A 14,302-nucleotide genomic window follows, 5' to 3' on the forward strand; every position below is an offset into this window, starting at 1 on the left:
CGTTCCTGTGCCCCCTACGCCTCCTCTTGAGTGTTTCGTCGTGCAGGACCTCGTGAGCCACGACAGACACGGCCTCGGCCGGGTCGTCGGCGTCGATGACGATGTCGCCGTTATCGTCAACTTCGGGGTGAAGACGTATCGCATCAACGCTCCCTACGCCAAGCTCGTCAAGCTCTGAACCCTTCCATCGGTTCCGCGGGGCTGTGCCGTGTTCCGCTCGGTCACACCACGACAGGGACGCGGTCGTCCCTGAAGGTCTTGACTCGGATATAGGTCTTGACCGAGGTGGTCGCCTGATCGCGCGTCCGGAGACCGCGGGCCATCGCCCCCGCACAGAAGGTCTTCGCCACCGCCTCCCTCTCAGCCGGCTTGGCGTCCGGCCCCATGCGGCCGCCTGGTCGGGGACCTGAGGTCAGGTAGCGGCCGAGGCGTCACAGGACCAAGAGGGAGAGGCCGAGGGCGGACAGGGCGGTGGCGCCGCGGGGGGCGCCGGCGAGGAGGAAGGTTCGGGCGGACTGGTAGCGGCAGCCGGCGGTGTCGAAGGCGTCCACCGCGGCGAGCAGCCGTTCCTGGTCATGGTCGAGCAGCGCCTGGGCCCGGTCCACGAGAGCTTCGGCGACCGGGTTGCCGGCCACGACGGTCCGGGCCTCGGCCAGGCGGTCGCGTGCGTCGGGGCTGCCGGCGAGCACGGCGGCCTCGGTGCGCAGGGCGACGTACCAGTGGTGCCAGATCCAGGTGACCCACTTCCACACCTGCCTGGGCTCGGGGGCCGTCCGCTCCAGCGCCTCCGCCGCCTGCCCGCGGTGCAGCAGGAGGATCGCGTCGAAGACCGCCCCGTAGCCGTAAGTGTGCTCGGGCGGGGTGTCGAGTTCGTCCAGGATTCCCAGCCATTCGCGCTGCGCGTCCCCGTCGTCGCGCAGGCCGTGGATCATCGCGACGGCGGCCACCGCCGGACGGAGGAGCGTCCGCGAGGGGCTGCCGGCCCGCCGCCACGCGTCGAGGAACCGGACGCTGCCGGTGAGCACCTCGTCGACGTCGCCCGCGAGCGCGTCGACCATCAGCAGCCGGCACATGGCGCGATGACCGACCTCTGCCAGCGACGGATGGTCGGCCAGTTGGCGTGCCCAGCGGCGGGCGGCCGGTACGTCGCCCGCGCCGAGGGCGGCCTCGGTGGCGATGGCGAGCGCGTCGATCAGCTCGTGGGTGCCGGCCGGAGAGATCGGCAGAGATGACAGGAGCGTGATGCGGCGCCGGGCCGTGGCCGCGGTGGCGAAGGTGTCGCCGGCCCAGCTCTGCGCGCCGGTGAGCGCGTCGAGTGCGGCCGACTCGGCGAGCGGGTCGCCGGTCCGGCGGGCGAGCTCGACCGCGTGCTCGGCGCGCGCGATCGTCTCGGGTACGGCGTTGCCGGGCGGGCCCTGGGCGGCGCCGAACGCGTCGGTGAGCACCGCCGCCTCGGCCAGTGCCACCGCGGCCCGCGCGGCCGGATCGTCGCCGGCCGCCTCCTGCGCCTCGGTGAGCAGCGCGAGCGCCTCCTCATGGGACGGCAGCCGGACGAACATGGTCGAAAACCGGAACGCGATGGTGGCGGCGCCCGCCAGGTCGGCGGCGGCGCCGGCGGTGTCGCCGGCCGCGTGGGCGGCGTCGGCGGCGGCGCGGCGCAACCGGTACATGTCATCGCCGATCGTCCGGCAGCCGGCCACCGCCGCGGCCTGCCGGAGCATCGAGGCGCCGGCGGCGGGGTCGGTCGCGAGCGCGGCCGCCTGCTCGTAGCGCCGCTGGGACTCGCCGGTCAGGTTGCGGGTGAAGGTCAGCTCCGCCAGGTGCCGGGCGAGCTCATAGGCGTCCGCGCGCTGCTCCGGCCGGTCGGCCGCCCACGCCAGGGCCGCGCGGAGGTCGTCGGCCACCAGGTCGAACCGGGCCCGCCACTCCTGCCCGGTCACCGCGAGGTCGGCGGCCCTGGCCAGGCACCAGCGAAGGTGCCGGGATCGGGTGTCGGCCAGTTCGCCGGCCTCGTCGAGCCGCTCGGTGCCGTACTGGCGGATGGTCTCCAGCGCTCGGTACTCGGTGCCGCCCGGAGACGCGGTCACCGCCAGCAGGCTCTGTTCGGCGAGCCGGGCCAGTCCGTCGGCGACGATGCCTTCCTGGCCTCCGGCCACCTCCGCGGCCGCGGCGGCGGTGAACGGCGCCACGAACACCGACACCCGGCGCAGCAGCGCTCGGTCGGCCGGCTCCAGCAGGGCGTGGCTCCAGTCCAGCGCCGCTCGTACCGAACGGTGCCGCTCGTCGGCGCGGGAGCCGCCGGTGAGCATCCGCAGCGGGTGGGACAGTGCGGCGGTGATGCCGTCCAGGCCGAGCGTGGGACAGCGGGCGGCGGCCAGCTCGATCGCCAGCGCCATCCCGTCCAGGCGTTCGCAGATCGCGGCGATCTGGCCGCGCGGCGCGGGACCCAGCGGGCGGCCGGCCGCCGCGGCCCGCTCCATGAACAACGCGACCGCGTCCGACTCGCCGTCAAGCGAGAGCGGCGGGACCGGATACACCCGTTCGAACGGCACCATCAGCCGGGTCCGGCTGGTCGCCAGCACCGTCACCCGGGGGCATGCCGTCAGCAGCCTCCCGAGGAACAGCGCGACGCCGTCCACGACCTGCTCGCAGTTGTCCAGGACCAGCAGCGCGTGGCGGTCGGCCAGCGCGGCGACCACGGAGGCGGTCATGTCGCGGCCGGGCTGCTCGCCGAGGCCGAGCGCCCCGGCGACCGCGGTCGCGATCATGCCCGCGTCGGTGACCGGGACCAGGTCGACGAACCACACCCCGTCGGCGTACGCGCCGGCCGCCTCGGCGGCCACCGCCGACGCGAGCCTTGTCTTGCCCACTCCGCCGGGACCGACGGCCGTGACCTGGCGGCACGCAGTGATCAGCTCGATCAGCTCGGCCCGCTCGCTCACGCGTCCGATGAACGAGGTCAGCGGGGCGGGCAGTACGGGCGCCTGCCGCGACGGTCCGGCGCCTACCGGTCCGGCGCCTACCGGCCAGCCGCTCATCGGTCCGGCGCCCATTGGACCGGCGCCCATCGGTCCGCCGCCTACCGGCTCGACGCCCACCGGCCCGGGTGCGCGCCGGGCGAGCGCCCGCCGATCCGGCGCCTCCAGCTTGCGCAGCAGCGAGGAGACGTGGCTCTCCACGGTACGCACCGAGATGCAGAGCCGGGTCGCGATCTCGGCGTTGGTCAGATGGGCCCCGACGAGCTCCAGCACCTCGGACTCCCGAGGCGAGATCTCCACTTCCGCCACCACTGTCCCAGTCTGCCGCATTCCCTCCGTGCCGTATCCGTGGTGTCGATCCGTGGTGCGATTCCGTGGCCACCACGGATGTGAGCCGGCGGGGCCGCGAGAGAGGCTGTGACCACGCGAACAACGCGACACGCGAACAACGAACCCACCGGAACCAGGACCCACCGGAACGAGGGGACCCACTGGAACGAGGGGAGCCACCGGAACGAGGGGACCCACCCGGAACGAGGGGACCCACAGGAACAGCGGGACCCACCGGAACAGCGGGACCCGCCGAGCAAGCGACCTACGCGAACAACGCACCCACGCGAACAACATGACCACGACCACAGGAGTTGACCATGACCGGCTCTTCCATCCCGACGATCAAGACCGTGCTGCACCCCGTGTCCGACCTGGCCAAGGCCAAGGCGGTGTACGCCGCACTGCTCGGCATCCCGCCGCAGGCCGACTCGCCCTACTACGTCGGCTTCGAGGCCGAGGGCCAGCACATCGGGCTGGTGCCGGGCGGCGGCCCTCAGGGCATGACCTCGCCGGTGGCCTACTGGCACGTACCGGACATCGAGGCGAAGCTGGCCGAACTGACCGCCGCCGGGGCCACCGTGAAGGAGGCCGCGCACGACGTCGGCGGCGGCCGCCTGGTGGCCACCGTCACCGATTTCGACGGCAACGTCCTCGGCCTTCTTCAGGACCAGTGAGCACGCCCTTCCGCTTTTCCGTGGCCGCCGGCCGCAGGCCGCAGGACCGACTTTCCCGCCTTCCTGTGGCCGCCGGCCGCACGACCGACTCATCTCGCGCAAAGGACCTGTCATGACCTTCTTCGAATCCGTCACCCTGGAAGTCTCCGACCCCACGGCCGCGGACGCCTTCTACCAGGCCGTCGGCCTGGGCCCCTACGTGGACGTACGCGCCTCCGACGCGCCGACGACGGGGTTCCGCGGGTTCGCGCTGTCCCTCGTGACCTCCCAGCCGGGTAACGTCGACGCCCTCATCGCCGCCGCCCTCGACGCCGGCGCCACGACGCTGAAGCCGGCCACGAAGAGCTTCTGGGGCTACGGCGGCGTCGTGCGCGCGCCGGACGGGACGATTTGCAAGATCGCGTCCTCGGCGAAGAAGGACACCGGCCCCGCGACCCGGCACGTCGACCAGGTCGCCCTCCTGCTGGGCGTGGTGGACGTCAAGGCGAGCAAGCGGTTCTACGTCGAGCGTGGCCTGGCCGTGGCCAAGAGCTTCGGCGGCAAGTACGTGGAGTTCAACACCCCGTCGTCGGCCGTCACCCTGGCCCTCTACCCGCGCCGCGCCCTCGCCAGGGACACCGGCGTCCCCCAAGAGGGCACAGGAGCCCACGGCATCGTGCTCGCCGGCGCCGCCGGCCCCTTCACCGACCCCGACGGCTTCACCTGGCACGCGCGATCAGGCGACCGGACCCACATCGTTCAGTGACCACCCACTCTTCGTCGGTGTCAGGCGTAGAGCACCCAGCGGTTCCCGCCCAGCCACCCGAGTATTCGTATGTACGGGATAGAAGATCGCGTGTCCATGCCTGCCGTGTTCGCACGACGGAGCGCGCCCTCGCCGTGACGATGCGAGCCTCGTGAGTGGCTTCGTCGGTGCGGGCACGCTGCGGTCGGATGCTTCAGATATCGCGGAAGAGGAGGTCGGCCGGCTACCAGTTGATGCGCTGGCTCGGCCCTCCGGTGCAGGGGACCGATATGACGGGTGTCCCGTTGGCGTAGCTGCTCACGTCCACACACGCTCCACTTGAGCTGACGGTTTCGCTGCTGAAATAGCGAAATGCGGACGCGAAGTTGCATGAGATGAGGAAAAGGTGGCCGTCGTCTCCGAGACACTTTCCGCTGGCGACATTGCGGATGGCGCCGCCAAGGTCCCACCGGAACCGCTGGCTCGGCTGACCGGCGCAATCCCACAGGATGACCGGCGTATAGTCCGCATAGGAGGACACGTCCCAGCACTTGTCTCCGGCGACATGACGGAAGTTCCAACTGAACTGCTGGCTGGGCTGCCCCAGGCAGTCCGCGAGAATCAATTGCGATCCTGCGGCGTAGCTACGCACATCGAGACAGCGGGCGCTGGCGGTGCTGCGGAGCACGCCATCCCACCACTCCCAGCGCTGGCTGGCCCGGCCATGGCAATCCCACAGGACGACCGGCGTGCCTGCGGCGTAGCTGCTGACGTCGAGGCACCGGTTGCCGGCGATGGACCTGATCGTGCCGTCGGTCGCGCGACGAAATTGCTGGCTGTCCCGGCCGTGACAGTCCCACAGGACAACAGGCGTCCCGTTGGCGTAGGAGCTCACATCCAGGCATCGGCCGCCGATCACGCTGTAGATCGCTTTGGGCGAGATCGTCGCCGCATGAGCAGGAGAGATGGGCCCGGTCACTGAGAGAAGAGCGGCAACAGCCACCACAGCTCGCAGAAGACGGCTTTTCCACATCATCCCTTCCCCTTTCGTGGTAGACGCAAGCGTTGTCGGAATGTAGGCGGTAGACGCATCGGGTGCCCCGCGGCCTTCCGAGTGGCACCCGAACGTAGGGGAATCCGGTATGGCGGGAAGCGGGCATGGGCATCCTGAAAACCTCTGACGCCACGCCGTGGCAGATACCGGAAAGCCGAGCGGGCATGGGTCAGGGGCGGCGGAAGATGAGGACGGTGATGTTCTCCTGGCCGCCGTTGTCGTCCCGCTTGGGATCATTGACCTGGAATCGGAGGCGACCGCTCGACGAGCCGCGATAGGTGTAGCAAGGGCTGTTGGATCCGACAGGCCGCCACGCGGTCGTGCTGAGCTCCCCGTCGTCGAGCCGGATCGGCCGCTTCGTGACCTGCGAGAACGCCTTCACCATCAGCATGTACGGTGCGAGCGTCGGCGCCGGCCAGCCGGGCCCGGCGATCTGGCCCTCGTCGCCGTCCGGCTCCTTCGTGGTGCCCCACCAGTTGATGCGCAGGATGGAGAAGTCGTCGGTGCGCGCGGAGAAGACGTCGCCTGGGATGAGCGTGCCGACGCTCACCCCCCGCGCGTCCTCCCCGTCGAGAGTGGCGCGCAGGACGCGGTCGGGGGAGTCCCCGCCGTCGCAGTGGTCGAGCGGGGTGCGGACGGTCGCGCTCGCCGGCACCGTGGTGAACCCGGCCGCCAAGGGCAGCGCGAGGGCTACCGCGGCGGCGAGAAGTCGGCGTGCTTTCATGGTGATCTCCTTGTCTGCCATAGAGAAGTGGATAAGTGGTACGACCGGGACTCCAATACGACCGCATGCCAAAACAGGTCCAAGCGCGTCGATCGGCGCATCACGCCTCACCCGCCGACCGCTGCTGAGGACGGCATCGTCGCGCGGGGACACGCAGCGGACCGAGACGTCGACCGGGTTGGAGGAGTGGACGCCGTCGTCGTAGTAGACGGCCGCGCTGATCCGCCGGACGCTCTAGTGGCTCTGCCGCGCCATGCGCTGACTGCCGCCTGGCAGGGTGAAGTCGACCTGGTGCGACCGGTAGGCGTGGTTGGCCGCGTAGAGCCGCCGGCGTAGCGAGAGCGGCACCCGCCCCACGTCGACCGAGAGCGTGAACCGGAACGGCACGCGCCGTCCGGTCTTGTCCATCGCGTGGCCATTGACGCAGCGGCCGGCGAAAAAGCTGCGGTCGGCGCTGAGCCAAGCCGGCTGATCAGGCTCAAGGCGGCCTGCGCCTGCGCCGGTACGACAGGCAGGAGCACGCTCGTTGCGACGGCTGCCACCATCTTCGTCCTTCGTCGTTTCATGGTCCCCCTTACGGAGCGAGGTGATACGACGATGAGTGAGAGGCGGGCGAAAAACCTTGAGCAATCCTTGAATGGGAGAACGCGTGGAATTCAGGCTGCTCGGCTGGGTCGGACTGGAGGACGGTGGCCGCGAGGTCGACACCGGGCACAGCCGGCAGCGCTGCGTTCTCGCCGCACTGCTGATCGACGCTCGTGAGCCGGTGATGACCGCCGAACTGGTGTCCCGCGTGTGGGGCGGCGACCCGCCCGACTCGGCGCTCAACGTGCTCTACGGCTACGTCACCCGGTTGCGCAAGGTCCTCGCACCCTCCGGTGTCCGGCTCCTGCGCCGCGGCGGTGGCTACCTCATCGACGTCGACCCCGCCCTCGTCGACGCGCTGCGCTTCAAGCGCTTACAGGCCACGGACCCGGCTGCGGCGCTGGAGGCATGGCGCGGCAAGCCACTACCCGGCATCGAGAGCGAGTGGGCGGATCAGGTCCGTGCCGATCTGATCGCGCTCCACCTGTCGGCGCAGGTCCGGCTCGCCGAGGAGGAGACGGCCCATGGCCGTCACACCGCCGCCGTGGACAGGCTGAACGGCGTGCTCGCCGAGCATCCACTTGAGGAGCGAGTCGTGGCGGTGCTGATGACCGCGCTGTTCCGCGCCGGGAACACGCCGCAGGCCCTGGACTGCTACCTGACCTTCCGCCGGCGTCTGTCCGACGAGCTGGGTATCGAGCCAGGATCGCGGTTGCGCCTGCTCCACCAGCGCATACTCGAAGGTGACAGCGCCCTGGACCGGCAGGAGGCCGCGCCCGTTCCCGCCGGCCTGCCGTACGACGTGCCGGCATTCGTCGGGCGCGCCACGGAGTTGGCGGAGATGAACCGGGTGCTGGGCAGCCGGACGCCGCTGGTGATCTCCGCGATCGAGGGCATGGCGGGCGTCGGCAAGTCGGCGCTCGCCGTACGCTGGGCGCACCGAGTGCGCGAGCGTTTTCCCGACGGCAGCCTCTACGCTGATCTCGGCGGCCACGCACCGACCGGCCCCGCGGACCCGGCCCGCGTGCTCGGCGACTTCCTCGCCGCACTCGGCACCGCTCCGGCCCGCGTCCCCGGCGGGCTCGAGGCCCGCTCGGCGCTCTTCCGCGCCCTGCTCGACCAGCGCAGGATTCTCGTCATCCTCGACAACGCCCGCTCCGAGCAGCAGGTAAGGCCGCTGCTCCCGACGGCGGACGGCTGCGCCACGGTGATCACCAGCCGCGTGCCGCTCCATGGCTTGGTCGTCCGCGAGCGCGCACAACGCATCGTCATCGGTACGCTCACCCCGGCCGAGGCCGAGTCACTGCTACGCACCTTCGTCCCGTACGGCGACGCTACGTCGTTACGAGAGCTGGCGCGGCTGTGCGCCCACCTGCCGGTGGCGCTGTGCGTCGCGGGCGAGAAGGCGGCGCGTGGCGACCGCCCCCTGCCCGAACTGGTGGCCGAGCTCCGAACGGCGAGCAACAGGCTGGACCTGCTCGAGGTGGCGGGCGATCCGCTCAGCAGCGTGCGGGCCGTGTTCTCCTGGTCCTACCGCACGCTGCCAGAGCCGGTGGCCTCGATGTTCCGGCGACTGGGCGCGCACCCGGGTCCCGACATCGAGCCCGGCGCCGCGGCGGTACTGACAGGCTGCTCGACCGGCGAGGCCGCCGAACTGCTCGGAGCGCTCGCCGAGGCGCGGCTGATCGAGCCGTACCGGCCCGGCCGCTGGCGCATGCACGATCTCCTGCGCGCCTACTCCGTCGAGTGCGGCGGCGAACAGGACCAGGCCGTGGCGCGACTGCTCGACCATTACCTCGACCGCCTGTCCTCCGCCATCGGTCTCGCCCTGCCGGGAGAGGTCGTCATCCGGCCCGACGCCGAACCGTTCCCCGACCCAGCGCAGGCGCAGGCGTGGATGGAGGCCGAGCGCTCCAACCTGGTGGCAGCCGCCGACATGGCGCTCACCCGTTCACCCGCGCTCGGCAGGGACCTGGGCCGGATGCTGGTGCGGCACCTCGACATGGCCGGGCAGCAGGAGGAGGCCCGGCGTCTCTACCGCAGTGCGGCAGATGCCGCGCGCCGCGCGGGGGACTTGATGGGAGAAGCATCGGCGCTCACCGCGCTCAGCGTGGCGCTGATCCGCAATGGCGAACTGGACGAGGCGCACGACGGCTTGCGCCGTGCCGTGGAGCTCTGGGAAACCCTGGATGATCCACGCAGCCAGGGGAGCGCGCTGGGCAACATCGCGTTGGTCCAGGTGCACCGGGGGCAGTACGCTGCCGCGCTGGCGGATCTCGAGCGCGCGGCCGCCCTGTTCGAGCGCAGCGGCCACCTGTCCGGCCAGGCCAACGTGCTCAACCACATCGGCGAGATCCACTGGCGCACCGGCGCCTATCGGCTCGCCGTCCCTCTGCACGAGAGGGCGATGGAGATCACCGCCGAGATCGGAGACCGGGCGGGCGTGGCGGTCTCCCGCGGCGACATCGGCAATGCCCTGTTCAGGCTCGGCGAGTACAGCCAAGCCCTGGAACACCTGGAAGCCTCTCGGGAACTGGCCAGATCGATCTCCTACGTCTACGCCGAGCTGACCTCCATGGTCAACATTGGCCGCGTCCATGCCGCGACCGGCGACCTCCAGGCGGCCTACGACCTGTACCAGGACGTGCTCGCGGCGCTACGCGAGACGGAGGACCGTGACATGGAGGCGGAGACGCTCGACTGTCTCGGCGAGATCCACCTGGCCCGGGGGGAACACGAACGCGCACTCGACCACCATCGACGCGCCCTGGAGCTGTTCCGCGCGTCCGGCAGCCACACGTTCGAGGCCAGCGCCCTCAACGGGCTGGGCGAGGTACAGCGCGCGCTCGGGCATCCGAAGGAGGCGAGTGCCCGGCACCAGGAAGCGCTGGAGCTCACGCTGACCATGGGCGACCGATTCCAGCAGGCCCGCGCCCTGGTCGGCCTGGCCCGCCTCCGCGCCGACCAGGCACTGCCGGCGAAGGAGTGGGGAGAGGCTCTGCGGCTCATGGACGACATGGAGGTCCCCGAAGCAGCCCAGCTACGAGAGGAGCTGAGGTGAGGGAAGGGCAGCAGCCCATGTGAGGCGATGGACCAAAACGTCGAAGCGCTTCACCGTGCAACCGCCGCGCCCAGGTGCGGCGCAGGTACGGTGCCGTCGACATCATTGCCCGGCACACCGTCGCAGCCCGGCCCCTGTCCCCCACCTGCCAGCAGGCAACGAGGCTCCGACCACCGGATTAGAAGTGGAACGCCGACCTGCACGGGTACTCTTCGGCAACCGGCCGGCCGTCGGTATCATCCCGCGCATATCCCGCAACGGCGCCCAGCCCCCTCACCCGGTGGGCCGGGCCGAGGAACGAGGCCCGGCCCGTCGATCGCCCCCAACCCCGCACGACGGCCGACCACCGCAGGGCGATCGTACGGGGGATGCGACACAACAGCCCCCATCCAAACGCCGGTGGCTTTACGAGGCGTTACCGTTTCGGGCTCAAACAAGTCCATCGATCTGCGGCTAAGCCATACCGTAGGCCTGCCCAACGGAAGTGCGTTCCGAAATATTCCGGATCTTGAAGCTACCCCTCCTCGTACGATCTCTCTCGCGGAATGCTGCAGGCAAGGCCACGCTGCAACATATCGAAACGCAGACCTCCGATCCTCGATCTTGCGTGTGCGCTTCCGCGCACTGCCTAGCGGCTTGCCCTCACAGGTAGTCGCGCCAGAACGCGACCCGACTTGGCAAGGGCCGCGCCCTTCACGCTATGGCTCAGACCGCGTTCTCGCCACGCATGGCGAAGGCTGGACTCCTGCCATGAGATGCGGCCTCTTTGGTCACACCGAGAACGACCATCATGTCGGACCGTATTGCCTTCGAGAGCAGGTCTCGCAGGTAGCTAATACGGGCGAAGTCGCACAATCAAACATTTGAGACACAAGGCCCATAGGGCTTGTTGTACGATCATCCCATGGGTCTTATCAACTTCTCAAGATACGAATGGATCCCCACCTCTCAAGGAGATCACAAGGTTACGCTTTGCGAAAAGATAGATCTCACAGTCAGCCTAGCTCGCGTTGTACTCACTAACGGGCTCGCATCTATCAACGGAAACATATATGGATCATACGATTCATTACGGCTAGAGTCGCAACTATTAGCCACAATGCTCGCATACGGTCACAAGCGGGGAACTGGCCCCCTTCACCGGGTGAAGGCCTTCGATTGCTCATCCCTGCATATTCAGTCCTTCACGATCACGAGCGCTGGCCTGGGACTTCTGACGGCAAGCATCGAGAGCCTGCTGATCCAGGGCAGACTCAATTCCTATCAGATAGACCACTTTGACCTGATGCCAGCCACAACACGACAGGGATCAGGTGCGAATACAAGGCCCGACTTGCTCATCAATTTACCTTCCGGTCGACTCATGATAGGCGAGGCCAAAGGAAGACGGCGGGGATCAGCAAAAATCACTAAAGACAAGCTAAATGCTCTAACCAGGTTGCATCGATGGTCGTCTGGAAGCCTCCATCAAGGAAGCCCGCTCCTCCTGAGCTGGGCATCGATATTGACCAATAGGACGACTGTAGAGTTCTTTCATACCCCGCCAGACGAAGAGGTAGAACCACTCATCGAGGAGCAGGATCGCAACGAGGATCACTATGCCCGTGATCTATACTACCCCAGTGAGGAGTTCTACAATGTAGGCGAGTCTGCGTCCTCCCGACCAACCAGCCAGGCCACTAGGGGCGATGAAATCGACCCAGATATCTGGGACGATATCGCCGAACATCTCACAGAGCCGCTTCCTTCGGACCTAATTGAAGACGTACTCTTTCTGAGCGCGCCCGAACCTCCCGTCGAATACCCGGTTTTCGCAGATGTTCCCATTCGCGGAACATGGTCGTCTCTTAACGCCAACTCGACGGATAACCGCTCCATATTCGTCGGCATCCTTCGCGAAGAACTCAGCGAAACATATGCGTCACGAGTCCGAGAACGCGGCGCCGGATACTTCGCGAATAATAGGGTCCCACCTCTTGATATTGCAACACAAGGCCGCATCGTCTGCGCAATAGCCCAGAACCCAGAAGTGGCCACTTGGCGCGCACTACAGAGAAGCGTCGATTGATCAAAGGCGAAGAGTTACTTCTATGGATATAGCGCTGCACGCAAATGACTCGACAAGATCATCATGGGCCTAGCGAAAGGCACGTTGCATCGATCTTGACGCGCCTGACTACGGCAGTCTCACGGTGAGCACTTCGATTTCGGTGGGCCGGGGCTGAGACATCCGATGGTCGGGGCGTGTCAAGTCGGTCCGGAGTGACCGCCGACGCGTGCGGCGGGATGTAGGCACGGTGAAGGGCGCGTCGGTGGTTGTTCCGGCGCGCGGGGGTCTGGGGGCTGCGAAGCCCCCAGCGGTATCGGCGGTCAGCTGGTGTGGTTCAGGCCGCTGGGGGTTGCTGGGCCGTGGGGAAGGCTGTGTGTTCTTGGTAGGTCTGGCGGGTGGTCAGGCAGTGGAACAGGCAGCCCAGGAATCGGTTGTAGAGGTGGCGTAGGGCGGAGGCGTGGCGGTCGCCGTGGTGTTTGCGCCGGTCGTAGTGGGCGCGAGCGCCGGGGGAGGCGGTCAGGGCGGCGAATGCCCACACATAGCCGACCGCGGCCAGGCGGCGGTTCTTCACTCGGCGGTGGACCACGGCGTGGTGGCGTCCGCTGGAGCGGGTGATGGGGGCGGCGCCGGCGTAGGCCTTCAGTGCCCGGGCGTCGGCGAAGCGGCTGCGGTCGTCACCGATTTCGCCGAGCAGTCGGGCGCCGGCCAGGTCTCCGAGGCCGGGGAAGCTGGTGATGATGGCGTAGTCGGGGTGGGCGCGGAAGGCGGTGACGGCTGCGTCCTGCAGGGCGGCGGCAGCGGTGCAGGTGGCGTCGAGGACGGCCAGCAGGGCTAAGGCCTGGTGGCCGAAGGCTTCTTCGACCGGGGCGGGCTGGCGCAGCTGCTCGGCGCGTAGCCCGGTGTGGATCTTCTCGGTCCAGGTGTCGAGGTGGTGGACGCGTCCGCTGCGTTTGAGGGCGGCGCGGATCTGCGGCCGGGTCAGCTTGGCGGCTGTGGCGGGGTGGGGGCGATGGCCAAGATGGCGCGTGCTTCCCGGCAGGTCACCCCGCCGTTTTGACCGGCGAACAGCTCCAGGAACGCCGGGTAGTACTCGCGCAGCATCGAGCGCAGCTCGTTGCCGGTGCGGTGCATCCGCCAGATGGCGTCCTGCTGGGCGCGGGCCAGTACCGCCAACGCCTGGGCCTGCTGGCTGTCGGCCGGTAGTGGCCGGTGCAGGGCCATGTCGGTGCGCAGAATGCCGGCCAGCACGATGGCGTCCTGGCGGTCGGACTTCTTGCGGGAGACCGCGTGCCGTTCCCGGTAGCGGGAGGCGCTGATCGGGTTGATGGCGAACACCGGACGGCCCGCGGCTCGCAGGCAGGCCACCAGCAGGCCGCGGGTCGTTTCGATCGCGACCGGGATCATGTTCTCTGGGTCGTCGCCGGCTTGGGCGAGCATGTCCAGCAGTTGCTGGTAGCCCTGCACGGTTTCGGTGATCCGCCGTTGCGCGATCACTTTCCCGCTGTCGTCCACCAGCGCGACGTCGTGGTGGTGCTCGGCCCAATCGATTCCGCAGAAGACTCCCACGCCTCACCTCCGCTGATCAGAGCGTCCTTCTGCCCGTGGCGGAGTCACCCGGCGCCCTAATGACAAGGCTCGACGGCCTACCATCCGATCAGCCGTTCGTGACCCCAGCAACCTGCACAGGCCCCGGTCTTGCTTTTAGAGCTCGAAGCTCACCAACGAACAGAAGGGGTACGCCCTGCACAGGCGGGCTCAGACCACGAACTACCAGTGCGGGCACGTCCCTGTCCGTCCGTTCGAGGCGACAGCGCCAGTCTCAGCAAGAAGGACTCGAAGTACCGGGAACGAAGAAGGCATCCGCCACCCCGACCAGATCGGCGAACGCGCCCGCACCGCCATTAGGAACGAAGTCCCGGACCTTCGATCGCCCCCGGCCCCGTGCGATGGCCGGCGAAAGCATGGCGATCGTCGTGCTGTATCTGTGCGGTGGCGGCGCGCCCTGATCGGTGGGTGCGGCTTGGTGCGGCGAGTGCTGAGTGCGGCGGGCGGCCCGCGTTCCCGCCGCCGGCCGGGACCGGCGCCCACGCCGCACGCCCGCTCCGCCGGCCGGGCGTGC

9 protein-coding genes and 1 pseudogene are annotated in these 14,302 nt (G+C 68.8%); 5 read left to right on the forward strand and 5 right to left on the reverse strand.

Translation table 11 applies throughout. The annotated features are described in order from the left end of the window. Nucleotides 1-40: 40 nt before the first annotated feature. Nucleotides 41-178, forward strand: a complete 138-nt coding sequence (locus ACWEN6_RS19145) for a hypothetical protein (protein WP_452571404.1) — start codon at nt 41-43, stop codon at nt 176-178. 253 nt (nt 179-431) lie between these two features. Here ACWEN6_RS19145 and ACWEN6_RS19150 read toward each other — a convergent pair whose 3' ends face one another. After that, the gene (locus ACWEN6_RS19150) at nt 432-3,278 is read right to left on the reverse strand and encodes a LuxR C-terminal-related transcriptional regulator (protein ID WP_452571406.1); all 2,847 of its coding nucleotides are present in this window, start codon (nt 3,276-3,278) and stop codon (nt 432-434) included. A gap of 350 nt (nt 3,279-3,628) precedes the next feature. Between ACWEN6_RS19150 and ACWEN6_RS19155 the strand changes: the two genes are divergently transcribed. Further along, nucleotides 3,629-3,985: a VOC family protein gene (locus tag ACWEN6_RS19155; protein WP_452571408.1), complete on the forward strand. Its 357-nt coding sequence runs from the start codon at nt 3,629-3,631 to the stop codon at nt 3,983-3,985. A gap of 112 nt (nt 3,986-4,097) precedes the next feature. Further along, nucleotides 4,098-4,730, forward strand: coding sequence for a glyoxalase (locus tag ACWEN6_RS19160; protein ID WP_452571410.1), 633 nt, complete (start codon nt 4,098-4,100; stop codon nt 4,728-4,730). 223 nt (nt 4,731-4,953) lie between these two features. On the opposite strand, the gene ACWEN6_RS19165 is transcribed toward ACWEN6_RS19160, so the two are convergent. From ACWEN6_RS19165 to ACWEN6_RS19175, 3 genes are all read right to left on the reverse strand, one after another. Beyond that, nucleotides 4,954-5,745: a ricin-type beta-trefoil lectin domain protein gene (locus ACWEN6_RS19165; RefSeq protein ID WP_452571412.1), complete on the reverse strand. Its 792-nt coding sequence runs from the start codon at nt 5,743-5,745 to the stop codon at nt 4,954-4,956. Between the two features lie 187 nt (nt 5,746-5,932). Then, nucleotides 5,933-6,487, reverse strand: coding sequence for a hypothetical protein (locus ACWEN6_RS19170; RefSeq protein WP_452571414.1), 555 nt, complete (start codon nt 6,485-6,487; stop codon nt 5,933-5,935). Nucleotides 6,488-6,721: 234 nt separating this feature from the next. Further along, nucleotides 6,722-6,895 carry a hypothetical protein gene (locus ACWEN6_RS19175; protein ID WP_452571416.1) on the reverse strand — a complete coding sequence of 58 codons (174 nt, stop codon included), beginning with the start codon at nt 6,893-6,895 and terminating at the stop codon, nt 6,722-6,724. A gap of 241 nt (nt 6,896-7,136) precedes the next feature. Between ACWEN6_RS19175 and ACWEN6_RS19180 the strand changes: the two genes are divergently transcribed. Next, nucleotides 7,137-10,133 (forward strand): tetratricopeptide repeat protein, encoded by a 2,997-nt coding sequence (locus tag ACWEN6_RS19180; protein ID WP_452571418.1) that lies wholly within the window; start codon nt 7,137-7,139, stop codon nt 10,131-10,133. A gap of 904 nt (nt 10,134-11,037) precedes the next feature. Continuing rightward, entirely contained in the window at nt 11,038-12,201 is a 1,164-nt protein-coding gene (locus tag ACWEN6_RS19185) for a hypothetical protein (protein ID WP_452571420.1), read from the forward strand. 316 nt (nt 12,202-12,517) lie between these two features. Here ACWEN6_RS19185 and ACWEN6_RS19190 read toward each other — a convergent pair. After that, a pseudogene (locus ACWEN6_RS19190) lies at nt 12,518-13,749 on the reverse strand (IS110 family transposase). Nucleotides 13,750-14,302 lie beyond the last annotated feature (553 nt).

It is taken from the genome of Sphaerisporangium sp. NPDC004334 (genome assembly GCF_053602655.1).

Bases quoted from the DNA above. Each gene is read 5' to 3' on its own strand.
- ACWEN6_RS19155 (WP_452571408.1), top strand. From the start codon at position 3,629: ATGACCGGCTCTTCCATCCCGACGATCAAGACCGTGCTGCACCCCGTG.
- ACWEN6_RS19160 (WP_452571410.1), top strand. From the start codon at position 4,098: ATGACCTTCTTCGAATCCGTCACCCTGGAAGTCTCCGACCCCACGGCC.
- ACWEN6_RS19165 (WP_452571412.1), bottom strand. From the start codon at position 5,745: ATGATGTGGAAAAGCCGTCTTCTGCGAGCTGTGGTGGCTGTTGCCGCT.
- ACWEN6_RS19170 (WP_452571414.1), bottom strand. From the start codon at position 6,487: ATGAAAGCACGCCGACTTCTCGCCGCCGCGGTAGCCCTCGCGCTGCCC.
- ACWEN6_RS19175 (WP_452571416.1), bottom strand. From the start codon at position 6,895: ATGGACAAGACCGGACGGCGCGTGCCGTTCCGGTTCACGCTCTCGGTC.
- ACWEN6_RS19185 (WP_452571420.1), top strand. From the start codon at position 11,038: ATGGGTCTTATCAACTTCTCAAGATACGAATGGATCCCCACCTCTCAA.